The 24,778-nt window shown below is 68.0% G+C and carries 17 protein-coding genes, 1 tRNA gene and 1 pseudogene; 12 read left to right on the top strand and 7 right to left on the bottom strand.

Annotation, left to right across the window (positions count from 1 at the left end):
- Positions 1-34: 34 nt before the first annotated feature.
- A complete protein-coding gene (locus ACTWQC_RS26335) occupies positions 35-2,779 on the bottom strand; it encodes a SpoIIE family protein phosphatase (protein ID WP_443318284.1) in 2,745 nt (914 codons plus the stop codon).
- 385 nt (positions 2,780-3,164) lie between these two features.
- Here ACTWQC_RS26335 and ACTWQC_RS26340 point away from each other — a divergent pair, with 385 nt between their 5' ends.
- The 5 genes from ACTWQC_RS26340 to ACTWQC_RS26360 all read left to right on the top strand — a co-directional run bounded on the left by ACTWQC_RS26340 (position 3,165) and on the right by ACTWQC_RS26360 (position 10,865).
- Positions 3,165-4,688, top strand: coding sequence for an FG-GAP repeat protein (locus ACTWQC_RS26340; protein ID WP_443318285.1), 1,524 nt, complete (start codon positions 3,165-3,167; stop codon positions 4,686-4,688).
- A 631-nt stretch (positions 4,689-5,319) separates the two neighbouring features.
- Complete coding sequence (locus ACTWQC_RS26345) at positions 5,320-6,288, top strand: hypothetical protein (RefSeq protein WP_443318286.1); 969 nt, start codon at positions 5,320-5,322, stop codon at positions 6,286-6,288.
- Between the two features lie 169 nt (positions 6,289-6,457).
- Positions 6,458-7,948, top strand: a complete 1,491-nt coding sequence (locus ACTWQC_RS26350; RefSeq protein ID WP_443318287.1) for an FG-GAP repeat protein — start codon at positions 6,458-6,460, stop codon at positions 7,946-7,948.
- Positions 7,949-8,127: 179 nt separating this feature from the next.
- A complete protein-coding gene (locus ACTWQC_RS26355) occupies positions 8,128-9,588 on the top strand; it encodes an FG-GAP and VCBS repeat-containing protein (protein WP_443318288.1) in 1,461 nt (486 codons plus the stop codon).
- Positions 9,589-9,923: 335 nt separating this feature from the next.
- Positions 9,924-10,865 carry a Yip1 family protein gene (locus ACTWQC_RS26360; RefSeq protein WP_443318289.1) on the top strand — a complete coding sequence of 314 codons (942 nt, stop codon included), beginning with the start codon at positions 9,924-9,926 and terminating at the stop codon, positions 10,863-10,865.
- Positions 10,866-10,992: 127 nt separating this feature from the next.
- Here the strand turns inward: ACTWQC_RS26360 and ACTWQC_RS26365 are convergent, their stop codons facing one another.
- The 3 genes from ACTWQC_RS26365 to ACTWQC_RS26375 form a co-directional block, all read right to left on the bottom strand.
- Positions 10,993-11,490, bottom strand: coding sequence for a phosphoribosyltransferase (locus tag ACTWQC_RS26365; RefSeq protein WP_443318290.1), 498 nt, complete (start codon positions 11,488-11,490; stop codon positions 10,993-10,995).
- Between the two features lie 31 nt (positions 11,491-11,521).
- Positions 11,522-12,097 (bottom strand): dCTP deaminase, encoded by a 576-nt coding sequence (gene dcd, locus ACTWQC_RS26370; RefSeq protein ID WP_443318291.1) that lies wholly within the window; start codon positions 12,095-12,097, stop codon positions 11,522-11,524.
- A 248-nt stretch (positions 12,098-12,345) separates the two neighbouring features.
- Positions 12,346-12,516: a hypothetical protein gene (locus ACTWQC_RS26375; RefSeq protein ID WP_443318292.1), complete on the bottom strand. Its 171-nt coding sequence runs from the start codon at positions 12,514-12,516 to the stop codon at positions 12,346-12,348.
- 268 nt (positions 12,517-12,784) lie between these two features.
- Here ACTWQC_RS26375 and ACTWQC_RS26380 point away from each other — a divergent pair.
- Positions 12,785-12,858 (top strand) — tRNA-Gly (locus ACTWQC_RS26380).
- A gap of 94 nt (positions 12,859-12,952) precedes the next feature.
- Here the strand turns inward: ACTWQC_RS26380 and ACTWQC_RS26385 are convergent.
- Positions 12,953-14,067, bottom strand: a pseudogene (locus ACTWQC_RS26385) (tyrosine-type recombinase/integrase); the annotation flags it as partial.
- A 123-nt stretch (positions 14,068-14,190) separates the two neighbouring features.
- Between ACTWQC_RS26385 and ACTWQC_RS26390 the strand changes: the two are divergent.
- Positions 14,191-15,234 carry a DUF1152 domain-containing protein gene (locus tag ACTWQC_RS26390; protein WP_443318316.1) on the top strand — a complete coding sequence of 348 codons (1,044 nt, stop codon included), beginning with the start codon at positions 14,191-14,193 and terminating at the stop codon, positions 15,232-15,234.
- Positions 15,235-15,569: 335 nt separating this feature from the next.
- On the opposite strand, the gene ACTWQC_RS26395 is transcribed toward ACTWQC_RS26390, so the two are convergent.
- Entirely contained in the window at positions 15,570-18,728 is a 3,159-nt protein-coding gene (locus tag ACTWQC_RS26395) for a tetratricopeptide repeat protein (RefSeq protein ID WP_443318293.1), read from the bottom strand.
- Positions 18,725-19,072 carry a trypco2 family protein gene (locus ACTWQC_RS26400; protein WP_443318294.1) on the bottom strand — a complete coding sequence of 116 codons (348 nt, stop codon included), beginning with the start codon at positions 19,070-19,072 and terminating at the stop codon, positions 18,725-18,727. The genes ACTWQC_RS26395 and ACTWQC_RS26400 overlap by 4 nt, the downstream gene beginning before the upstream one ends.
- A 392-nt stretch (positions 19,073-19,464) precedes the next feature.
- Here ACTWQC_RS26400 and ACTWQC_RS26405 point away from each other — a divergent pair, with 392 nt between their 5' ends.
- The 5 genes from ACTWQC_RS26405 to ACTWQC_RS26425 all read left to right on the top strand — a co-directional run bounded on the left by ACTWQC_RS26405 (position 19,465) and on the right by ACTWQC_RS26425 (position 24,275).
- The gene (locus ACTWQC_RS26405; protein WP_443318295.1) at positions 19,465-20,145 is read left to right on the top strand and encodes a DUF4234 domain-containing protein; all 681 of its coding nucleotides are present in this window, start codon (positions 19,465-19,467) and stop codon (positions 20,143-20,145) included.
- A gap of 368 nt (positions 20,146-20,513) precedes the next feature.
- A complete protein-coding gene (locus ACTWQC_RS26410) occupies positions 20,514-20,660 on the top strand; it encodes a hypothetical protein (protein WP_443318296.1) in 147 nt (48 codons plus the stop codon).
- Positions 20,661-22,049: 1,389 nt separating this feature from the next.
- Entirely contained in the window at positions 22,050-22,397 is a 348-nt protein-coding gene (locus ACTWQC_RS26415) for a transcriptional regulator (RefSeq protein WP_443318297.1), read from the top strand.
- Complete coding sequence (locus ACTWQC_RS26420; protein ID WP_443318298.1) at positions 22,394-23,065, top strand: nucleotidyl transferase AbiEii/AbiGii toxin family protein; 672 nt, start codon at positions 22,394-22,396, stop codon at positions 23,063-23,065. Before ACTWQC_RS26415 ends, ACTWQC_RS26420 begins: the two co-directional genes overlap by 4 nt.
- A 340-nt stretch (positions 23,066-23,405) precedes the next feature.
- Positions 23,406-24,275, top strand: coding sequence for a hypothetical protein (locus tag ACTWQC_RS26425; protein ID WP_443318299.1), 870 nt, complete (start codon positions 23,406-23,408; stop codon positions 24,273-24,275).
- Positions 24,276-24,778 lie beyond the last annotated feature (503 nt).

Below are 24,778 nucleotides of genomic sequence, written 5' to 3' on the forward strand. Positions count from 1 at the left end.
CCGAGCAGCCGCTGCCCACGACGGCAGCGGCTGCTCAGGCGTTCACGGCCGACTGCGGCAGCGGCTGCTCGGTCCAGATGACCTTCCCCTCGGCCGTATACCGCGTCCCCCAGCGCTCCGCGAACTGCGCGACCAGGAACAGCCCGCGGCCGCCCTCGTCCGTCGTCGCAGCCCGCCGCAGGTGCGGCGACGTGCTGCTGCCGTCGGAGACCTCGCAGATCAGCGTCCGGTCGCGGACCAGCCGCAGCCGGATCGGCGCGCTCGCGTAGCGGATGGCGTTGGTGATCAGCTCGCTGATGATGAGCTCGGTCGTGAAGGCCACGTCGCCCAGATCCCACTCGTCCAGCTTCTCCGCCACCGCGGCGCGCACCCGCGCAACGGCCGACGGATCGGACGGCACGTCCCACTGGGCGACCCGCGCGCCCTTCAGCACCCGCGTACGGGCAACGAGCAGCGCGATGTCGTCGCTCGGCCGCTCCGGCATCAGCACGTCGAGCACCGCCTCGCAGGTCTCCTCCGGCGTACGGTCCGGGTGGGTCTCCAGGGCGCGGTGCAGCAGCGTCAGGCCCTCGTCGAAGTCCCGGTCGCGGTTCTCGACGAGCCCGTCCGTGTAGAGGACGAGACGGCTGCCCTCGGGCAGCTGCAGCTCCGCCGTCTCGAAGGGCAGGCCGCCGAGCCCGAGCGGTGGGCTGGTGGGCAGCTCGGTGAACTCCACGCTGCCGTCGGGGTGGACGACCGCCGGTTCCGGGTGACCGGCCCTGGCCATCGTGCAGCGCTGGGAGCCCGGGTCGTAGATCGCGTACAGGCAGGTGGCCCCGGTGATCGGCACGGTGCCGCCGTCGTGGGACGCCTCGCCCTGGTCGATACGGGCGACCAGCTCGTCGAGGTGCCAGAGCAGCTCGTCGGGTGGCAGGTCGAGGGTGGAGAAGTTGTGCACCGCGGTCCGCAGGCGGCCCATCGTCGCCGCGGCGTGCAGCCCGTGGCCGACCACGTCGCCCACCACCAGCGCCACCCGCGCGCCCGGCAGCGGGATGACGTCGAACCAGTCGCCGCCCACGCCCGCCTGCGCCGGCAGATAGCGGTACGCGACGTCCAGCGCGCTCTGCTCGGGCAGGATCCGCGGCAGCAGGCTGCGCTGCAGCGTCACCGCCATGGTGTGCTCGCGCGTGTACCGCCGGGCGTTGTCGATGCACAGCGCGGCGCGGGCAGTCAGCTCCTCGGCGAGGGACAGGTCCTCCTCGTCGAAGGGATCGGGCTTCACCGAGCGCCAGAACGTGGCCATGCCCAGAATGTCTCCCCGGGCGCGCAGCGGGACCGCCATCATCGAGTGGATCCCGAACTCGACGATCTTCCGTGCCCGGCTGGGGTCCTGCGTCTGCCACCCGCTGAATGCGGTCATGTCCGCCTCGACCACTGTCTGGCCAGTGGCGAAGCCCGCGCCCTGCGGTGTGCTGGGAACGAAGGTGATCAGCTGCCCGAGCGGGTAGAACGGAGGGTCGTCGCGGATACCGCTGAGCGCCGTGCGGCGCATGGGGTGGGGCCCCGAGCGCGGGGCCATGGACTCCTCGCCACGCAGCACGGGCTCGGTCAGGTCGATGGTCACGTAATCAGCGAAGCGGGGAACGGCGAACTCGGCCAGCTCCTCGGCCGTCCGCGCCACATCCAGCGTCGTGCCGATCCGCACCCCCGCGTCGTACAGCAGCTTCAGGCGCTTGCGCGCGACGTCGGCGCGGCCGGAGAGCGCCCGCAGCTCGGTGGTGTCGCGCAGCGTCGCCACGCTGCCCGGCGGCCCGCCTGCCACGTCTGTCGGCCGGAGGTTCACGGCCAGCAGCCGGTCGCCCGACAGGTGCACCTCGTCCGAGGCGACCCGCCCCGACGCCAGCAGCTGGGCCGTACGGGGATCGAGGCCGAGGTCGTTGGCATGCCGCCCCTCCGCGTCCGGAGGCAGGTCGAGCAGCCGCCGCGCCTCGTCGTTGGCGAGCACCAGCCGACCGTCGCCGCCCACGATCAGCACACCCTCGCGTACGGCGTGCAGGACCGCGTCGTGGTGCTCGTACATCCGGAACATCTCGGCCGGGTCCAGGCCGTGCGTCTGACGGCGCAGCCGCCGCGTGATGAGCGCCGTGCTGACCGCGCCGAGGGCGAGTGCCGCCGCGCCGCTGCCGAGGATCACCGGCAGGTGCCGGTTGAGCTGGCCGGTCACGTTCGCGACCTTGAGTCCGGCCGAGACCAGGCCCACGACCTTGCCGTTCTCGCCCCTCACGGGGACGACGGCCTGCACCTCCTCGCCGAGCGGACCGTCGACGCTCTCGACGAGGACGCGTCCGGCCAGCGACGGCTCGATGGTGCCGACGAACCTCTTCCCGATCCGGTCGGGGAGGGGGTGGGTGTACCGGATTCCCTTCGTGTCCATGACGACGATGAAGTCGACACCGGCCGCCCTCCGGGTCTGCTCGGTGATCGGCTGCAGCACCGCGCTCGGGTCGGGGCCGCTCAGGACTTCCTCGAGTTCCGGGGAGCGCGCGAAGGCCTCCGCGACGGCCACCGAGCGGTGGCGGGCCTCCCGGTCACTGTCGCTCCTGGACTGCAGCACGAGCGCCACGACGGCACCGGCGACCAGGAGCACCACCAGCACGACCTGCAGGATGAAGACCTGGCCGGCGACGGTGCGTCCGCTCAGCACGGAGCGCGCGCGCTCGCGCCGACGACTTGGGCGCCGCCGGGCGGCGAGCGACGAGCGGACCGACGAGACCCAGGATCGGCCGAAAGGACCGGCCATGTCCCCCTTTCTAGCACTGCCCGCCGCCAGTGGGCGACTGGTGTGCTGCAAGGCGTCCGGCCGTGCGCCCCCTGGCATCGCGCCGTTCGCCCCGGGCATCGGGCCGTACGGTCTCCGCGCATCGGGCCGTACGGTCCCCGGCGGCCTCACGTACGGAGCGCGGCAGCTGGACGAACGGGCCCGGCAGCCGCACCCGTACCGCCGCTCGCTGCGCCACAGCACTCCCGCAGGACTCATCCATCACGACCCTCACAGCACTTACACCCGCTTACGCCCTTTACAACCCTTCCGCCTCATCCGCCGTCCAACAGGCACCGGTGAGGACGGGCCCTTTCCGGCCACCCCCCGCGCCAGCCCGGCGTTCCTCATCACAAGGAGCCGTTCCGTGCGCAGAAATCGTCCGGCCGCCGTCGCCGCGGCCTCCTTCCTCCTGCTGGCCGGCGCCGCGATCACCGCCGCCCCCGCCGCCCAAGCGGGCACCCCCGGCGGTACCCATGCCAACGACCGCAACACCGACTTCAACGGCGACGGATACGAGGACGTCCTCACCGGCGCGCCCGGCGCCACGGTGGGCGGCGACCGGGGCGCCGGTTACGTGACGGTCCAGTACGGCTCGCCCCGCGGCATCACCACCAGCAGCCGCGCTGTCATCCATCAGGACACCGCGGGCGTCCCGGGCGCGGCCGAGGCGGGCGACGCCTTCGCAAGGGCCCTGGCCTCCGGCGACCTCGACGGGGACGGCTACGACGACGCGATCGTCGGAATCCCGGGCGAGGACATCGGCGCCGTGGCCGACGCGGGCGGCATCGTCATCCTGTGGGGCTCGCCGCAGGGGCTGAGCGGGGCAGCCGCCCAGTGGCTGGAGTCCGCCGCGCCCGCGGCCGGGCAGAACTTCGGCACGGGCATGGCCGCGGCTCACTTCACCGGCGAGACACCGGGCGACCTGCTGGCCGTACTCGACCGCGACGACCTGGAGCTGTACGGCTTCGAGCCCGCCCCGCAGCCGGGTGCGGCCCGCAAGGCGACCGGGGCCGGGGAGCGGGCGCCCCTCAGCGACACCGGCCGGTCGACGATGGCCGAGGAGGGCCGGCAGGCTGAGGAAGGCCAGGAGATCGTGCCGAAGTCGCTCACCACCGGCGACTACGACGACAACGGCTACGCCGACCTCGTCGTGTCCGGCGTGAGCGCGGGCGAGGAGCCGGGCCACGGCTGGTCCGTCTTCTTCGCGGGGCAGCAGGACGGCCTGGTCTACGGCCGCGACCTGCGCGGCGGGCCCGTCGCCGCCTCCGGCGACATCAACGCCGACGGCTACGACGACCTGGTCACCGGAGAGCCGAACAGCCCCGACGAGGGCGGAGAAGCGCTGACCGGCGGCCTCATCGGCGTCTATTACGGCGGCGCGGGCACCGAGGGGCCCGGCAGCCCGCCGCAGTGGTGGACCCAGGACTCCGCGGGCGTGCCGGGCGCGGCCGAGCGCGGTGACGGCTGGGGCACCGACCTGTCGCTGGGCGACACGGACGGCGACGGGTACGCCGACCTGGCCATCGGGGCCGCGGGCGAGGACATCGGCACGATCGCCGACGCGGGCGCGGTCTGGGTGCTGCGCGGCTCGGGCGGCGGCCTGACGACGGCGGAGGTCGAGGACTTCAACCAGAACACGGCGGCGGTGCCGGGAACGGCCGAGAAGGCGGACCGCTTCGGCGGCCAGGTCCGCCTCGTGGACCCGAACGGGGACGGCAGGTTCGGCCTGCTCGCCTCGGCCCCCGGCGAGAACACCGAGGACGGTGTGGTGTGGGTCTTCCCGGCGGGCTCGGGCGGCGTGACGGCCTCCGGCTCGTGGACATACGGCGGCGGCTCACTGGGCGCCCCGTCCTCGGACGCGCGCTTCGGCGCGGCAATCGACGACTGAGGCCCTTCCGGCGGATCTAGACGCCTGCGGCCGGGCTTCTCCCAGCTACGCCCGCCCCCCGACTCGGCGCTTCGCGCCAGACCTTCCGCGGCGTGCGGGCACCCCGGCTCGCCAGACCGGCGAGCGGCGTCAACGCGATCCACCGGACATGACCTGGTGCGGACCGGCTGCGACGCGAGGCAGGACACGCCGTGACCGAGGCAGCAGGCGCCGCCCGGCCACCACACGTACCGCACAGGTGCGACGGGCCTCGGGGCTCGCATGTACGACCCGCACACCGTGCGAGGGATCGCGCCGAACCTTCGCCCCTGAACGGGCGTGCGGGTGGCCCGGGCGCCATGCCCGGCGAACCGGGTCGGACGCGATCCGTCGGACATGACCTGCCGTCGACCGGCTGCGACGCAGGGCAGAACAATGCGCTGGCCCAGGCAGCAGGCGGCGCGCCCGGCCACCACTCGCACCGCGCACGTGCGGCGCGCCTTCGGGCTCGCATGTGCGACCCGCACGCCATGCGGGGGAAATGTCCGACCATCCTTATGTCCTTAGTGCCGCCAGTGCGAAGAATCGTCCCTTTGGGTAGTTGCCGCCGTCCTGGTGATTTCCTGAGTTCCTCCCGGGCGTTGGTTCCGGCATGGAGCCGCGGCAGTTGTGGAACCGGAACACCGTCCTTGCAGAGGCGTTCTGCCTCAGCGATGAGCACGTGCGCTCGGCGCAGAGTGCGCTGGACGAGACGCAGGCGCACCGATCGCGCCTGCTCGCCGCCTTCGCCGTGACCGTCGGCAGTGACAGCGCAGTCGCGGATCTGCTCGGGCTGAGCGAGCGCGAGGTCCGCGTTGCGCGCCGCACCGTCGGCAAGGAGGACGCACGGCGCATGGCCGAGGACGTCCTGGCCGCCGCCGCGGCGGCCGGGCCGGCGGAGAGCGGGCCCGCCCCGGCGCACGAGACCGCGCACGGAACGCACGCCGCTCACACCTCCCACATCTCCCACGGCGCCCACTCCGCACAGGCATCGCCCCAGGCGTCGGCCACGCCACCGCCCCCCGCCCACGCCCCGCAGCACCAATCACACCAGCAGTCACACCACCACCAGCAACACCACCAAACCCAGCACCAACAGCCGCAGCACCAGACCGCGTACCAGCAGTACGCCCACCAGACCTCCGGTCACTTCGACGTCCAGGCGTCCGCCGCCCCCGAGTCGCCCATGGCGTCGACCGCCGAGATCCCGGTGGTGCGCGAGACGGCGTGGACCTCGGCCATGGACCTCGTCCTCATCGACAGCTGGCAGTCCGGCATCGATCTGCGGGTGCTGGCGGACGAGTTCGGCCTCGACCTCGCCCGCCTGGTCACCCGGGTCCAGCAGCTGTCCGCGGAGGGGCGCCTGACCTCCGCGCAGCCGGCCGCCGGCGCCGAGGACCGGGCGGGCCGCCACCGCCGCGACGGGAACGGAACGTCCGGCGGCTCGTACGACACGTACGGGAACGGCGTCACGCCCTCCGGGTGGGAGGCGCCGTCCACCATCCCGGACGAGATGGTCGCCTCCTACCTGCCGCCGCAGCACACCTGGCCCAACTACATGGCGGGTTCGTCGGTCCGCTGAGCGGTCGGTTCGCGGGTCCGCCACCCCGAACCCCTTCCGCAGCAGGCGACTTCGACGCCGACCGCGCCGAATCGAGTTCACCTCCGCGCCATCCCCCACAACCCTTCGTACGCCTCACGGGTCACACCCACGGAACGCCGCGTTCCGTCCCCCGTCCCCAGGAGTCCCCGTGCGCGTACGCACCTTGGCCATCGCCACGGCGGTGATCGCCGCCACCGGCCTCGCCCTGCTCGTCAGCCCCACGGCAACCGCCGCTCCCAGTGCCCCCGCCGCCCTCCGCGACGACTTCAACGGTGACGGCATACGCGACCTCGTCACCGCAACCCCCAAGGCGCCGGTGGAAGGCAAGGCCCGCGCCGGGCACGTCGTCGTGACGTACGGCTCGACCTCCGGCGTCTCGCCCTCCCGTTCCGTCACCATCACCCAGAACTCCCCGGGCGTGCCCGGTGCGGCCGAAGTCTCCGATCAGTTCGGGGAGTCGGTGACCAGCGGGGACGTGGACGGCGACGGGTACGCCGACCTCGTCGTCGGCTCCTGGCTCGAGGGGGTCGGGGGCGACAACAACAAGGGTCTTGTGACGGTCGTCTGGGGCGGCCCCGGCGGGCTCGCCCACGGCGGTACGGCCGTGGAGAGCCCAGCCGCGGAGAACGCCTCCGCCGAGGACTTCGCCTTCGGCCAGGGCGTGGCGGTGGCGGACCTCGACGGGGACGGGGGAGCGAATCTCGCCGTCGTCAGCGGCACCCGGCTGTGGTGGTTCGCCGACGGCTTCACGCGTACCGCGCCCTCCCGCGCCCTGGAGGCCGAGGGCGGATTCGGCGGGGCGACCGTGGCCCCGGACGACGTGATCGCGGGGGACTTCAGCGACACGGACGGCGCGGATCTGGTGGTGCACGGCACGGACTCCTCCCCGTCGGGGTCCGGCAGCTGGCTCGGCTACTACACGGGCGGGCCCGGCGGCGTGGCGTACAACAAGGACCTGGCGCCCGGCAGGACCGCCATCGGCGGCACGGCGGCCGCGGGCGACATCGACCGGGACGGCTACGAGGACCTGGTCACCGGCCAGGGCGGCCGGCTCGCGGACGACGTCCCGGACCCGTCGGGCGGCGCGGGTTCGGTCACCGTACGGTACGGCGGCCCCGGCGGCCCGGCCGCCGGCCGCACCCCCATCACGTACCACCAGGGCACCCCGGGCGTTCCCGGCGACAACGAGCTCGCCGACAACTTCGGCGCGGCGGTGGCGGTCGGCGACGTGACGGGGGACGGCTACGCGGACGTGGCGGCCGGCGCACCGTACGAGGACGTGAGCGGCGTGCGGAACGCCGGGAACGTGGTGCTGCTGAAGGGCGGTGCGGACGGGCTCACGAGCGCCGGGGCGCAGTCCTTCCACCAGGCCACGGCCGGGGTGCCGGGCGCGGCCGAGGCGGGCGACCACTTCGGCAGCGCGCTGCACACCGCGGACGTCAACGGGAACGGCAAGGCGGACGTGGCGATCAGCGGGTCCGGCGAGGACGTGACGCCGGGCGGGTACGAGGACGGGGCGGTGTGGGTGCTGCGCGGCTCGGCGGCCGGGCTGACGGCGAGCAACGCGACGTCCTTCAGCGCACCGTCCTTCGGCTTCACGTTCGCGGACTGCACGTTCGGCTCGGTGCTGAGCGACTGACCGCGGGCAGGGCCACGCAAAAAGTCGTCCGTTCCGTACAACCCTTGGCCCTCGGTCGCGGTCTCCTGATCGCCAACCGCGACCCAACCTCGGGTTAACTCCGGGCGAACGCAGCGGATTGGCGCCCCATTGTCTCCGGGATGCCTGTGTGCATCCCCGCATGCCCAGGAGAACTCCGCATGCACAAGCGTTTCCGCACCGCCGGCCTGGCCACGGCCACCGCGACGGCCCTCACCGGCGGCCTGCTGGCGGTCACCGCGGGCGTGGCGGCCGCCGCGCCGTCCGGCCTGCACGGCGACTTCAACGGCGACGGCTACCGGGACGTCGCCGTCTCGGCGGCCGGGGCCTCCGTCGGCGGCAGGTCCCAGGCGGGCCAGCTCATCGTCCAATACGGCTCCGCCACCGGCCTCAGCGCTGCCAAGCGCACCGTCATCAGCCAGAACAGCACCGGGGTGCCCGGCACCGCGGAGGCGGGTGACTACTTCGGCGCCGACACCGCGTACGGCGACTTCAACGCCGACGGCTACGCCGACATCGCCACCGGCGCGGCCGGCGAGGACGTCGACGGCGACACCGACGGCGGCACGGTCGTCATCCTCTGGGGCTCGGCCGCCGGCCTGTCAGGCGGCACGACGGTCCCCGACCCGACGCCCACTCAGCACGACCGGTTCGGCCGCGGCCTGGAGGCCGCCGACTTCAACGGCGACGGCAAGGCCGACCTGGCCATCGGCTCGTCCTCCGCCACCCTCCAGATCTACCGGGGCGGCTTCGCCAAGTCCGGTACCACCGGCGGCCGTTACACCGTCACCCCCGCGATCCTCGGCGGCGGCGACACCGGCCCGCTCAACCTCACCTCTGGCGACGTCAACGGCGACCTGACCGCGGACCTCGTCGTGGACGGCTACGAGGCGGAGCCCAGCGGCGAGAACCACTGGAACGCCAACTACTACGTCCCCGGCTCCGCCTCCGGCCTCGACGCCTCCGGTGCGGTCAAGCTCCCCGCGGGCATCATCACCGCCATCGGCGACACCGACAGCGACGGCTACGGCGACATCGTCATCGGCATGAGCTGGGACTCCGAGGTCCCCGGCTCGTCCACGGGCGGCAAGGTCAACGTCGTCCACGGCTCGGCCTCCGGCCCGAGCGGCGAGCAGACCACGATCACCCAGAACACCGAAGGTGTTCCAGGCTCCTCCGAGACGGAGGACGGCTTCGGGAACGAACTGAGCCTCGGCGACATCAACGGGGACGGTCACCTGGACCTGGCCATCGGCGCGTACGGCGAGAGCCTCGACGGGATCGCGTACACCGGTGCCGTCACCGTCGTCTACGGGTCCGCGGCCGGCCTCGACCCGAGCGCGGGCAGCCAGTTCTTCAGCCAGAACACCGCGGGCGTGCCCGGCTCCAACGAGGCCGAGGACCTCTTCGGCAGCGACGTCCAGCTCGCCGACGTCAACGGCGACGGAAAGGCGGACCTGACCGTCGGCGCCGGGGGCGAGAACGGCGGCAACGGCGCCGTCACGGGACTGCTGTCCGACGGCACCGGCATCGGCACGACGGGCGCGGTCTCCCTCTCCCCGTCGGCCGTCGGCGTCTCGACGACGGGCTCGCCGGGGTACGGCTGGAACTTCGCCAACTGACGCCACTCGGCGGCCGGTTCCGGCTCCGTTACGGCGGGGCGGGGACCGGGCGGGGTCAGGGCGGGGCGGGGTCGGGGCCGGGGCGGCGGGCGAGCCGCCGAGCCACTGAGCCGACGGCTGAGGGCTGAGGGATGACGGCTGACGGCTGACGGCTGACGGCTGACGGCCTTGGGTCGGCGCGGGCCTCACTTGTGCCCCCCCTGCCGAGCTGCGGTTATCCCCTCAGGGTCCCCCTAGGGGATGTCACAGCTCGGCAGCAAACCCGGGCCCGATCCTTCGGCCCGGCCGCGGCGATCCGCGCGACCAGGTACGTTCGAATGGTGGCTCGATTCAGGATGGGACGCGGCCGGAACTCCGCGCAGCAGCAGGGGCAGCAGCCGTACGGTCAGCAGTACGGAGGGCAGCCCGCACCCCCGCACGCTCAGCAGTGGTCGTACGGCGCCGGGCCAGGCGGACAGAGCGGACGAGGCGGACAAAGGGGGCGCGGTGGCGGCCGGGACGAGCCGGAGTACTTCGGCGCCCCGGACCAGGGCTACGACCCGTACGCCGGACACCCGGGCCCCGGCCACGACCCGTACGCCAACAACCCGGGCCACACCCAGGCGTTCGGCATCGGCGAGGCCCCGGACGCGTACGGCCAGGGCGGCGGCTACGACCCGTACGGCGACGGTTACGGCGACGGCGGCGACCACGTCGGCACGTACCGCGCCGGCCACGTCACGGCCCCGCCCGCCGGCCCCCGCCTGCACTGGAAGCAGCTGCTGAGCGGCATCGTGCTGCGCCCCGGCCCCACCTTCATGCAGATGCGGGACTACGCGGTGTGGGGCCCGGCGCTCATCGTCACCTTCCTCTACGGCATGGTCGCTCTCTTCGGCTTCGACGAATTCCGCGAGAACGCCCTCAACACCACGCTCTCCAGCAGCATCCCGGCGGTCGTCGGAACCGGTGTCGCCATGGTGATCAGCGGTCTGCTGATGGGCACGGTGACCCACACCATGGCCCGGCAGCTGGGCGGCGACGGCACCTGGCAGCCGACAGTCGGCCTCTCCATGCTGATCATGTCGATCACCGATGCGCCACGGCTGCTCTTCGCCCTGTTCCTGGGCGGAAGCAGCTCCTTCGTGCAGATGCTGGGCTGGGCGACCTGGCTGGCGGCGGCCGCGCTCTTCACCTCGATGGTGAGCAAGTCGCACGACCTGCCGTGGCCGAAGGCGCTGGGCGCGTCGTCCATCCAGCTGATCGCCCTCCTGATCCTGATCAAGCTCGGCAACCTGTAACGGGGAGCGCGTACGGGCGCGTACGGGCGCGTACGCGGAAGGCCCCTGCCGATACGGCGGAGGCCTTCCCGCGTGTGCGGTACGCCGCTGCTGCTTGGTCGCATTGCCTCCGGCCGGCTCCCGGAGTTCAGGCGTCGAGAATCCGCCCCTCACGCCGAACGACGGGCGGCTCGACCGACCACGGGAAGTCGATCCAGCGATCCGTCCTCCTCCAGACGTACTCGCACTTCACGAGCGAACTCGGCTTCTCGTAGATCACCGCGCACCGCACGTCCGCGACGTGTCCCGCGCAGAAGTCGTACACGAGCTTGAGGGTCTTGCCCGTGTCGGCGACGTCGTCGGCGACGAGGACCTTCTTCCGGCTGAGGTCCACGACGTTGGGGACGGGCGGCAGCATGACGGGCATCGCGAGGGTAGTCCCCACGCCGGTATAGAACTCCACGTTCATGACGTGGAGATTCTTCACATCCAGCGCGTATCCCAGCGCGCCGGCGACGAAGAGCCCGCCGCGTGCGATGGAGAGGATGATGTCGGGCTCGTAGCCGTCGTCGGCGATGGTCCGCGCCAGCTCGCGGGCGGCCTGCCCGAAGAGGGGATAGGTCAGGATCTCGCGCTCGTCACTCACCGTGCTGTGGCCCCCTCCGGCTTGTGCGGTCTCACACCTGCGTGCGATGGAAGTTCTGGTAGGAGCGGGAGGGCGTGGGTCCGCGCTGCCCCTGGTAGCGGGAGCCGTACCGCTCGGAGCCGTACGGGTGCTCGGCGGGCGACGTCAGCCGGAACATGCACAGCTGCCCGATCTTCATCCCCGGCCAGAGCTTGATCGGCAGCGTCGCGACGTTCGACAGCTCGAGGGTCACGTGCCCGGAGAAGCCGGGGTCGATGAACCCGGCCGTGGAGTGCGTCAGCAGCCCCAGCCGCCCCAGGGAGCTCTTGCCCTCCAGCCGGGAGGCGATGTCGTCCGGCAGCGACACGACCTCGTAGGTCGAGGCGAGTACGAACTCACCGGGGTGCAGGATGAACGCCTCGTCCCCGGCCGGTTCGACGAGCCGCGTGAGATCGGCCTGCTCGACGGCGGGGTCGATGTGCGGGTACCGGTGGTTCTCGAACACCCGGAAGAAACGGTCGAGCCGTACGTCGATGCTCGACGGCTGCACCATGACGGGGTCGTACGGATCGATCCGCACCCGCCCTGCGTCGATCTCGATCCGGATGTCTTTGTCTGAGAGAAGCACGTGTCGAAGGTTACGCGGACGGGGCGGGCCCGGCCGAATCGGGCCGGGCCCGCGCGCCGCCGACGGTGCTCCGGTGCTCCCACCAGCGCGTCTGCGCTGACGCTGAGTGCGCGAACACTGACTTTCAGCGATTACTGGCAGCGTTTCGGCGGCGGGCGGCGACGTCTCCTGCGCCTCAGCGGTGGCGCCTTATGGCAGTGCCGCGGTGACCGCCTCGGCGTGGTGACCGCCTCAACGCGGTGACGGCCTCAGCGCTTCTCCACGACGACCGGCACGGGTACGGCATGCCGCAGCCGGGCGCACTTGGGACAGCGCAGGAGCCGACCGGGGCCGAGCCGGTCGTTTCCGAGGTTCTGCATCGGGAACGAGGTGGTGCTGAACACGTGCCCTTCGGCACAACGGACGACGGTGCGCTCCATCGAGACCCTTCCCCACGAGCATGAAAGACAAAAGCCACATTAGGGGATGACCCGGGCCCCACTCCAGGCGGCACTCCGCGCCCCACCGTACGCCCAACTCCCCCACCACACACGCACATCCCCGGCCCGCCCCGGTCCCGCCCACCGGACCCGGCAGACAGCCGCACTGGCCCGGCCGGGAACAGCGCGAAGGCCCCGCGGCGAATACACCGGGGGCCAGCGATGAGGTACAGTGAGCGACGTTGAGGCGCCTGGATAGGCGTCTTACGCGGGTGTAGTTTAATGGTAGAACATGAGCTTCCCAAGCTCAGAGCGCGGGTTCGATTCCCGTCACCCGCTCCACGCCGAAGGCCCTGGTCACGGACCCGGGCCTTTGCTGTTGTCTGGACCACGCTAAGCGTCTCGTGCCCGTTGCGTCCGATGAGCCGCCGTGCCCGCTCCGCGTCGCCTTCTCGCGGTCGGCCCGCACCCGGGCGTCCAGGGCAGCAGCAATCTCCCTCTGCCGCTCCATGTTCGAGTGCTGATAAATCAGCGCCGCGCGCTCCGAGGACTGACCGGCCCGCACCATCGTGTCCTTCAAGGTGGCCCCCGTCTGGGTGGCCAGCGTGTGCCCGGTGTGACGAAGATCGTAGAAGCGGAAGTTGTCGGGTAGCCCGACCTTCGTCCGCGCCTTGCGCCACTTCTGCCCGAAGGACGACCGGCGGAAGGGTGCTCCCTTCTCACCGACGAACAACAGCCCGTTGGGCTCCTTCTGGGCGAACCACTTCAGGTGGCGCTCCAGGTCCTTGGCCAGGAAGCCGGGGAGGGCAATGAACCGCTTTCCCGCCTCGGACTTGGTACCGCCGACAACTCGCCGGCCAGTCGTCAGCTCTGGCGCAGCGCGGCGCACCCAGACGCCCACGGCATCCAGGTCCACATCCGGTCGCCGCAACTCGGCCTGCTCCTCGGGCCGTGCCGGGCCGTAGGCCGCGATGTACACCATCAGCCTCCACCGCGGCCAATGGCATCAGCCAGCCCATCCACCTGTCTCACGGTGGCGATCGGCCGTTCTTCCGCAGACTCCTTGCCCGCCCCGCGAATCCGGCACGGGTTCTTGCGGATCAGTTCATCCTCAACGGCTGTCCCCAGGATGGCTTTCAGCAGCCGGTACGACTTGGCGACCGTCGTTGCCCCTGTCGCCTCGAGCCGCTCAGCCCGCCAGGTGCGGACGCGTGGCGGGGTGATTTCATCCAAGTCCGAGGCACGAAAGGTCGGAAGGATGTGCAACCGCAACAGTCGGCGGTACAGCTCATCCGTAGTCGCCGACAGTCCACGCTCTTTCACCCATTGGAGCGCGTAATCCTCGAAGTTGACGGCCCCGATTTCCGGGTCCTGCCAATCACCACGGCGGACCTCCGTCTGCTTCTCGGCAAGCCAGTCATCAGCATCCCGCGCCGTGGCGAAGGTGATAGGCGCAGGCCGGTCGATCCCATCAGGCCCCGGATAGCGCGCTTGGAAGCGTCCGGAGGGCAGCTTGCGAATGCGGCCGAAGCTCCGCTTCTTTTTGGCCATCAAGCAGCCCTCCCATAGCGATGCCGACGGCGGCGGACCGGCTGAACTGTGTTGGCGTCGGTGAAGGCTGCCAGCGCGCCTTCGGGGATGGCAGCAGGAGGAGGGGGCGACGCCGTCGCCGCGATGATCGATGCCGCCCTGTACGGCGGAGAGAGCCCGGCGGTGATCCTCACGTACGCGTGGGACCGCCTCTTGATCGACCCAGTACCGGGCCCGCGAGGACCGGCCAACTTCACCGGCCTCAGACCACTCACCCATAGCGTCCAGGCCGTCCCCGCCGACGCGAAGCCCATCGCGCCCGCAGGCTCGACACTCCCCCGACTCGCCGCCGAGCTACCCCACACCTTTGCCCTCATCGACCCACACCACGGCGCCGAGGGCATGACCCGCCAGCTCGAAGAACTCGTCGAGCACCTGGCCCCCACGTCGATCGACCTTCTCGACGTCGGGGGCGACATCCTCGCCCAGGGCGATGAGCCCACACTCCGCAGCCCACTCGGCGACGCACTCACGCTCGCGGCATGCTGCCAAGTCAACGCGCCCGTAAGGCTCCTGGTCGCCGGCCCGGGTCTCGATGGCGAGCTACCCGCAGAAGACCTACACGACCGATTCGGCCCGCTCGCTCTGACCCTGACCGCTAGGCACGTCGAACCGATCGCTTCCGTACTGGAGTGGCATCCATCCGAGGCCACCGCCATGCTCGCCGCTACGACCCGAGGAGTCCGCGGCCTGTGCGAAATGATGGACGCCGGCCTGCCGGTCCCACTCACAGACGAGGGCCCCACCGTCCATGAAGTCGACCTGGACGAAGCCCTCAACCGCAACGAACTAGCCCGAGCCGTTCTCGCAACAGAGAGCCTCGAGGAAGCGGAGCAACACAGCCGCGAGATCTGCGGATACTCCGAGATCGACTACGAGCGCAACAAGGCCGCCTGGCTCGACAGCCAGCCAGAACAGAAGCTCGACCCTGACGCTGTGCTGCACCAACTGGACCAGTTTGAAGCCGAAGCCCGCGGCCGTGGCGTCACCCATACGACTTTCCGCCGCATCACCGAGGCCCTGGGACTCAACGGCACCCAACGCCAAGACCTCAGAGCCTTGCTGATCAACAGCCGCCCGGAGCAGTACGCAGCCCCGCTCTGGCAAATCCAGCCGAAGCCTGAGTAACAACTTTCTCTACGGGTTCAAGGCGCTTGCCGCGCACGGCGCGGCGCGCACCCGCCCGGCGACTCGGCCCGCGCTCATGTCTTCGCCCCGCGCGGCCGGCCGCCGGTCGGTCGCCCCTCAGCGGCGATCGATGGGGTGGATGTCCGTGGTTGCGTCCGGCCGGCTCCGCGGCTTTAGGCAGCCACCTTGGGGCGAGCCTCTACGATCATGAGGGCCGACCGGTCCATTGCGGGCAGGCAAGGTGCTGCCCGGTCGCCAGTCAGCTTAGGCCCTCATGATCTCTCGCCCCAAGGCAGCTCCCGCCCAAAGCCACTCCGCCGACCTGGTTCAAATTCTTACCTCAGTGGGACCCAACCGCACATGGCATCGCACGACTGCAGGGCTTTCCCTACTCGCTCGGGCGTATCTGGCCCAGGACCAAAGCCGCTAGTGAAGACCACTAGGATACCTCCCCGTTCCTTAGCAATTTCTCTAACCCGCAGGTCTGCCGGGCCAGACCAGTGGTTGAATCCGTCAGAAATTGCAATATCATCGCCGATGACCCTAGCGGCGAACTTTCCCTCAACCGAGGGAGCGGGGATGCCTTTCCAGAAGGGTTGCAGTCCCGCGCTCTCCGCCATCACAGATCGCGGCCCGTAAAGACCACACCAGCGCCAGTTCTCTTCATCGTCAAGAACAAGATTCCCGCTCTCCAGGGATGGATTTACTATGATCGCCGGGAGGAAGTCTTCAGGCTGCGTAGAAATCTGACCGTGTACACCGAACGGGATGCCGACACACAATGATATCCATGAAATTTCACTGCCTGAGGCGATCATGATAGCTCCAGAGTCATTCCACTTGGGAAACCGACACATCCCCAGGTGGAAGATCCGGACGTCCGCCTTGACTATCTGGTCCTCGACCTGAATGGCTGGCACGCCGTTACCCAATGCATGGCCGCAATCGAGACAATCGACTGCCCACAAGCCTTGCATGAGCACCAACAGTTCTGATTCTCCGAGCTTGTTGATTGTTTCGGATGACACCATTGCATACGGGAGGCCAATGTCGGGCGATGGATTCTCTACTACTTGCCAGTCAACATCAACACCGCCTTCACGTGCCCGCTCCCACCAAGAATTCCCCTCGTTAATACGTCCAAGGGCGTAAGATATGACGCCAGCTAGAAATGCCAGTCTGGCGTCTCCGAGCCGGGCTTCGTTAGAAGCTCGCTCGTATGCACGCGCGATGTATCGGTTGGCCTCATCCGTGCGTCGCCGCTGCAGAAGAAGTCCGGCATACTTCAGCGCAGCAATCGGAAGGCCTCCATCCGCAGCCAGCTGCAAGGCCTGCTTGGCGCCTTCGACATCCCATTGCGCTCGAAGACGCTCAGCGTAGTAGAACGCGCTGCCTGCGTCACCAGCGTCCGTCCCACGTTTCCATATTCGTAGAGCCTCCTCCTCGTCCCCCAAGGATTCAACGACAAGTCCCAAGGGGCCCATTGACTGGGTCTCGCCAGATTCAATTGCCTGAACGAACCACTTGCGCGCTTCTGCTAGCTGCCCGTTCTCAAACTCGATAACACCTAGGTTGTGGGCGCCCAGTGCATCGCCTGCCAGCGCCGCCTGCCTGAACCAACGACTCGCATCGGCGTAGTTGTATTGACTGACCAGTAGTGCACCTAGGTTGTTCATGCCGTCGATATCTCCGGCCTCAGCTAGAGGCCGCAGTACGGCATCCGCGACATCTGCACGTCCGGATACCCTGGCAATCACTGCCATCTGAGGCCGCCTCGCGTCCTCAACCAGGCCAACAGCAGTACGCCATGAGGCGTCCGGAATCGTGGCTGGATCCTCTTCACGTGCGACGTGCGACACGAGATAGTCAAACGCACGCCATCGATTTCGGCGTTGCGGAATTAGTGGGCTTGTTATCCCAAGGCAAACTTTGGATGCCCATTTCCATGCGGCCTCTGGAGATTCGGGACGAAGCGCCGAGCCGCCAGCGCGGTCCAGGTAGCTTTCATGCAAAGCTTCCAATGCATCCACTGGCAAGCCTGAACTGACGCCGGTTCGCGCTAGATCCACAGCAGCAGCGACAAGTGCAGCACCTCGTGGGTTACCTCCAGCCCGATTCGCATGCTGCCACTGGGCCAACATCTGAGGGCCGGCCGCAAGATACTCGGCTACCCCGTGTGCCGAGTCGGCTGCCAGCGCGTCAGCCAATCTTGAGTCCGGAATTTTGGATGCGCGCTCTCGCTCTGCAGACGTCCACACCCGGTCCACGGTGATCCTAATTGCAGCGCGCAACAGTCTCGCCGTTGCACTTGAGTATTTCTGGTAATGTGTAGTATTTGTGGGGTCCTCTGGTTCCGACAACTTCTCGAATATTTCTGAGCGCATGGTGGCCAATATCGCCACCCGCGAGCTTGTTATTTCATCCAACAGGTTCGCGGTTAGGCCGTCTTGGCGAATGTAGGCCTCAAGGTCGTCAAGCCAGATAAGGCAACGCTCGCCACTTTCAAGAATACTTGTAGATATGCCAGATAGAGCAGCTTCTGGATCCGGCTTACAAACTCGCCACGAGACGGCTCGGCGCTTCATCGACTCGAATAGCGCCCTCGTCTTTCCTGCTGCGGAGTCACCTGTTACTAAAAGGAGGCCACCGTTCCCGAGCGCGTTCTCGAGTCTGCGGTCGAGCTCATTGTCAACATCCCGAGGTACATATGGGGGAACGGCCGGATGTCCCTGGGATTCTGTCGCCCTATGGACTCCAAACGCCACCTCGTCAACCGAGTCGACATCCCGCCAGGTGAAGTTTGCATGCTGCTGTGACGCGCCACCCTCAGACGCGCGGCGGCGGCGTAGATGTGCAGTTTTCGGTTGGGATCCAGTCAGCCTTTCATGCGTTTCAATGAACCCGCTGTCGGCGATCAGGGTAGAGACTGGAACAGCTTCAACGCGTCCGTGCCCCCAGGCTTCTGGGTCGCCGCATACAATGCCAACTAGAAAATCATCCACGAATACCGCAGCGCCGGACATGCCGCTCCATGGAGAGTCGTTAGCGCTAAGCGGCGAGGAATGGATGTTGTCCAATATGTACCGGTCGCGCAGGATCGCTGAACCCGGCTTGAGTGTGCCGACTAGTTGTTCGGTGTCCGGGTGGCCGTCGATCTCAGCCGCTCGCGGGTAGCCGACTGACTGGCAATTCTCCCAGGCGGCGAGCCCGGAGATGCTGGCCCACTGGACCTCCGGCAAGTGCCCATTTGAAGGCTGTGTAACCAAACTCTCGTCCGCGAGCAGAATTGCCGCATCGCACTGTTCATCGTAACGTTTCCAGGCAATGCGGCACCTCTGGACTCCAGTTCCCCCTGGCACGGCAACTTTTGGTTGAGTATCTCCGCTAAGAACATGCGCAGCCGTGAGTACCAATTTTGGGGTTAGGAGATATCCGGAGCCTCGGCGCCCTGCTTGAACAATTGCAATGCGTTCCCGTATTAATGGATCTGTCATGGCGCCATCTGAGAGTTGCGGTCAAATTTATCCAAGTTGGCCGACTCCTCGTTTCCTATCTCGATGGAGCGCCCCTGGATCCTGTCCACCGGTGTGAGCTTGACTGATACTCGCTGCGTGTGAGAATTTCCGGAGCGCGTTTCGGTGTCGCCAGAGACAATCCATGCTCTGAATCCTGCTCTCGCGCCTGCGTCCCTGCGTAGCTCGACCGCGAATTCGAGCGAGATCTCGTCGACTTGAAACCGGACTCGCTCACCTGAGGCTTCGTCCGCGGCGCGCAGCAACTCTTGACGCAACCCTGTGATCGCATGGACGAGTTCAATGCCGATGTCTGGCTCCCCCATGATTCCCCCTTCGGCCGCCTGTCCTCGACACCTTTCGATGGGCAGGGTTGATTAGACCGGATCATCCGACCGTCCGTCCAGTGTGTCAGCCCCTGAGGTCAGGTCACGTGAACCTTGTGCGGGGCCGGGGTACGCCAAACGCCAGTGGGTGGCGGAGCTTGGACTATCTGTGGACAGCGAACAGGGTCAAGGCGGAGCTCAGGGCGCTCGAGCAGCAACTTTACGCCGTCCGCCCACCCCCTCCGGAGCCGTGTGCTCATGAGGGAACCAAGCTCGCCCTGCGTCCAGCGGCTGCTGGGGGCACGATGGAAAGAGGGGGCGGAGCCTTCGCGCAGTCGGGCCGACTGTCAGCCTCCGTAGCTGTTCCAGTTAGCTTGAGGACGGGGATCGCCATGGAACAGATCCAGGCAGTTCAGCAGGTCGATCGTTACGTGCATGAGCGACGCTTCACTGACCAGAGGCTGATCAGCTGGGCCCTGTACTTCTTCCTCCTCTCATGGGTCACGCTCGGGATCTACCCGATCTATCTCTTCTACCGTCGATTGGACCGCGCTGACCGCTTCAGGAACCGGCGTATGCATTACTACAATGCGGTCATTGCAGCGACACGCCAGTACGCAGAGCTGAACGGTCAGTACGGAGCGGCTCATGAAGACCTCGACGATCTCCAACGCTTCGTGAAGGAGCGCTTCACCGACGAGCACAAACCGATCCAAGCTGGTCTGTCACTCATCCTGTCGTTCATCACGCTCGGCATCTACGGGTTCTACGCCATCTACAGAACGATGCAATTCTGGTGGGAGATTCAGCTCACGGAGCAAGACTTCGACGAGAAAATGAGCTTGATCTGGACGAAGTTGGGGATCATCAAGTACCCCCTGACTTTCGAGACCGACCAAGAGCTGCATCGTAGCTTCGGAATTTACCTCTTCCTCACCATTGTCACGGCCGGGATCTTTGGCATCGTGTGGGACTACCGTCTACACACCGACCCTGACAGGGTCTATCCAGAGTTCCATTCGGCCGAGGATGGCGTTCTCGGTGCACTCCGTACCGCTCCCTCCCGTCCGTAGCCTCTGTCAAAGGTTCGCGGGACCGCGCTTCTTCGCAGGATTTCTCAGCGACGAGGCGGGTTGCTATACAGCAGCGAAGTACAGCAACCGCGGCACCCGCATGCGATTGGCACTGACCTCAGTCGGCCGGCTGACCAGGCGAGCAGACGTCAGCAACCGTCCTGCCGGTAGTTCGCGTCGAGGGGGTCGTGCGGTCCGGTTGCACACGGCACGGGCGGCCAATTGCGCTGTGAACGTCGGGGCATCCACGTTAGGAGGACACTGATCCTATGGCCCTACCCAGAACGCATCATTGCTCGGCCTGCTCGGACGGTTCCGCGCTGGAAGAGGTCCTTCACGAAGACCTCGTCGTCGGAGCACCGTTGTCCATGGATGATCTCACCGAGGCGCAGCGCCTCGACCGGTTCGCCCGCAAGTACGCCCACGACGGTTGCCAGGTCAGAGAAGTCCGGCGAGTCCCCCACGACAGCTTGAGCGGCTACGCCTGGTCCGTCCGCTTCCTCGAGAGTTCCTGACAGGGCATCATCGGGCAGCCCCGGGCAGATGCCTGCCAAGTGTGACGAGGATCGTTAGGTGGCCTCTCTGCCCGATACTCGGCTCCGAGGCTGTCCACGTCGGCTGTCCCGGCCGGCCGAACAGCGCCTCACCCGTGAGAAGGCGCCTGGGAGCAGCCGACCGGGACCCTCGTCGGACCGGCAGGCGCATACTGGTGATATGAGAAAGCCGACCGTAACCAAGTCATCTGCCTACCAGCCCCTTCAAGGCCCGACCACGCCACCTTGCGAACGATCCGCCGTCGGAAACCAGGTCACACAAGATGTGTACGGCCTCGGCCGGGGCACCGGCATCGAGGATGGGGTCGCAGTGCTCGTCGATTTCGGCTCACTGCAGAAACGAATCCCGAGTCCGTACACCAAGATGACCAATCTCTAAGACCGCTGCGCCCGGCCGAGGCGGCAGCAGGTGATCGTCCTCTTCCTCGGCACCCATACCGCACCTCCCCCACGTCAGTCTGCTCAACATCCCCGCACCGAAAGGGAGACGTCCCGTCGACACGACCTCGCTGTTCTCCGAACCCGAACCGGCACCTCTCCGCGTCACGACAGGAGCACCGCCTCCGACCAGGAACCTCTTCCAGGCCCCGGACTTCGAGGAGGCCACATCTGGAGCCTCCACCACCACGGCCACGGACGCCGGTATTCAGTAGCTGCCGCGCGAGCCCTCCCCTCCGTCGGTACAGCCTCCATCGGCTCGTGCAGGTCAGGGAACCCAGCAGGGCCAACTAGCGATCCTCGCAGAGGCCAACCCGACTCCTCGAATCAGGCTCACCTGGGGTCCTGCCGCAAGGGTAGGGCCGACTATCAGCCTCAATCACACCAGGTGGAGCCCGGCCTGATGAACAGCTTCGGACTTCTCGCATCGGCTGGCGGCGCTGCGGCTTGCCTGGGTGTGGCAGAGTCTTGCCCGTGCCCGATGCGTGCCCGATCGGGCAGTGAACCACGGTCAGTCCGGGTCTTCTGCTGGCCCGATCAAGGAAACACAAGCCGCCGGTTCCGCCAGGTCAGCGCCGGTTTTACGTCCGCCGGGCCCGGTGATTCCCAAGCTCAGAGCGCGGGTTCGATTCCCGTCACCCGCTCCACGCGAAAGCCCCAGGCCAGCGGCCCGGGGCTTTGCTGTTGCCTGAATCCATCTCTCTGTCTGAGTGGAAGATGGCGCCATTTGTTCCCCTTGGATAGAGCACACGGAGGGCACGAGCTCTGCGACGATCTGTCGGCGTGTTCGCGATGAGCGCTCTGACCTGCGCCTATGCCAGTGACGCTTAGCTGCTGCCCGCCGTAGAGCCCTGAGCCTGGAGTTCCTGTGCAGGATCGCCCAGGCCTCCCCTCCTGCGGAATAATCGAGGCATGGCAGCTACGCTCAGCGTTCCCGAGCTCCGCCGCGCGAGGTTCGCCCGGCGGCTTCCCACCGAGCTCTCGGAGCTCGACGGTCCAGCCCATGGCACGGTCAGTCTGCCGCTGCACCTCGCCTGGTCCGGCCTGACTCAATTCGATCTCGACCAGCCCCGACTGCGGATGAGCTGCTACCGGATCGTCCTCGCCGAGGGGCAGCACGACGATCTGGTGCACTGCCTGAACCGGGAACTGCTCATCAGCATGTGGCCCGTCCTGCGCACGCTGATCAGCCGGGACATCCGCGATGTCTGGGAGGACGCTTTCACCGAGCTGGCCCCCGACACTCGGTCCGCTGCGTGAACCTCACAGACCTGCACCGCCGCCTGCTGGCCGACATCCTCGCTGTTGGCGGCATCTACCCGCTGGTGCTCACTGGCGGCTACGCCGTCCAGGCACACGGCCTCGTCAACCGGCTCAGCCAAGACCTCGATGTCGCCACCGAGAACCCGGAGCCGATGGAGAAGATCGCCGCCACGCTGCGGGCCGGACTGGAAGAACGTGGCTGGCGTGTCCGGGCGTTGGAGACCGATCCGCTGTCTTCACGGCTTGTCGTCACTGACCCCACCACCGGCGAGGAGTGCGAGGTCGATGTCCTCAAGGAAGCGCTCTGGCGTCCGCCGGTGAAGACCGAGCACGGCCTGGTGCTTTCTCTGGAAGACGTTGTCGGTACGAAGGTCCGCGCACTGGCCGACCGCGGCCTGGCCCGTGACCTGGTCGACGTCCGAGCCGCGGCTGACCGCTGGAGTCACACAGAGCTCGAAGAACTCGGCCGCCGCCACGCCCGGGACGCCTTCGATCTCTCCGATCTCCAGTCCCGCCTCGCTGGCGTGGACTGGATCGACGACACCGAGTTCGCCGCCTACGGACTCAGCGACCACCAGGTCGACGAACTGCGCCAGTGGGCTCGGTCCTGGGCCGACGACATCGCAGCGCGCCTCCAGGAACACGAGGCAGAAGGCGACGACTGAAGCCTCGCTTGCGACGTTCCCGATCACGTGACCGGTGCCCGCACATCCCGGGACCGTAACGCTCACTGCACGACGGTCCAGGAGCGATCGGGCGAGACTTCCGCGCCTCGCACCAGCAGGGGGAGACCCAGCGCAGCAGTGGTCCACAGCATGACGGGCCTCCTGCCCAGCGTGGGGCAGACCATCCCTTGATGTCCGTGTCTACCGCTCCAGCATGGGACAAGGCGTCACGGATTGGACGTGCCTCAGCCTGCTCCATTCCGGTGCGATCATTCCCCCACATCAGACGGCCGAGCTCGCTATGGTGACGCCTCGAAGCCCGTCGACGAGGGGACGAACGGTGATCTGGGCCTCAGAGGCAGTGCTCACGGACTTCCAGCAGAACCTCGTCGTAGCTCTCGCGGGCGGAATTGTCGGTGTTCTCGGCGCCATCGCGGTCGAGCATTTGAAGTCCCGCCGGGAGGCCACCAAGCGGCTTTCCTGGGACGCCAAGACCCGCACAGCCCTCGTTTCCACAGACGAGGCGATTCGGCCCCTGCTGCAACTGTCCTACAACGGCATCGCCATCGAGGACCTCAGCGCCGTCGAGTTCAGGGTGGAGAACACGGGCAATCGAGTGGTCCAACAGCAGCAGCTCCGGTTCCGGTTTTCCGAGGGTACCCAAGTCCTCGACGCTTCCGTTTCCTCACAGCCTGAGCGAGAGATGGCTGTCGCCAGGTGTCCGGAACGCGAGGAAGCCATCCATGAGGCCGTCTTCACCATCGGCCACCTGGAGCGTGGGCAGACCGTGGACTTTCGGCTTCTCAGTTCCGGCAGGGACGCCGGCAACTGGGAGGTCATTCCCCACAACGAACACGGAGACGTGGAGTTCCAGGAACGCTCGACCGCCCGCAGGAAGGACGACCGGGAACACGTGCCCGCCTTCTTCTCCCTTTCGTTCCTCCTCTTCACCATCCCCCCGCTCTTCGCGTTCCTGGGTTCCATTGGTCAACTGACCGCAGCCATCCTCAGCATCGCCTTCCTCGCCAGCCTCGCACCGCACCTCGCCCCCACAGCACGGGCACTACGCGACTTTCTTGCCCCGTCCCAGATGTCCGCGGCACTCTCCGTGCATGGTGATCACCACTCGTTCGTCCAAATGACCGGTTCACATGCCCAGCTCCACGGCGACGTGTCATTCGTCCCCAGCCAGCTGGGTGATCCGGCTTAACCAGCCTGCGCCGCCCGCCCCTCTTTCACCCCCAGAGGAAAAGCAATCGCGCCGGGAATCGAGCCCACACCAGCGCCATGATGACGAACAGGCTGGAAGCCGCCAGGCGGTGCGCGGCCCGGACTGCGCACGGCAGCAGAAGGGGCAGTCGCCCAACCCTCCGGGCCCAGCCGGGCGGCCGGGGCCCCGAGGGAGCTGGCCAGGCCGCTGCCCGCGTGTCCACGGTGCGCGGCCAGCGATGCCGGGTCCGGTGAGGCGTATGACGTTCTGGGTGCCACCCGCATCAGGCTGCCAATCAGCATCACCGTACCCGCCTGGTCGACCACCGTCTCGGCGAGTGGGCCGGCACGGCTGCCCGGCCACTCCGCCGACGGTGAGCGCCTCGCCCACCTGGGCGGTGGGCACGCCCTGAGCCAGCTGAAGAGCATCAGCCCGAAGGGCATCCACAGACCGCTGCCGAGCAAGGCGACCAGGGTGTCGGACAGGAAGATTCGTCTACGGAC

Origin of the sequence: Streptomyces sp. 8N616, from assembly GCF_052246385.1 — a bacterium.
In the GTDB taxonomy this organism is placed as follows: Bacteria; Actinomycetota; Actinomycetes; order Streptomycetales; family Streptomycetaceae; genus Streptomyces.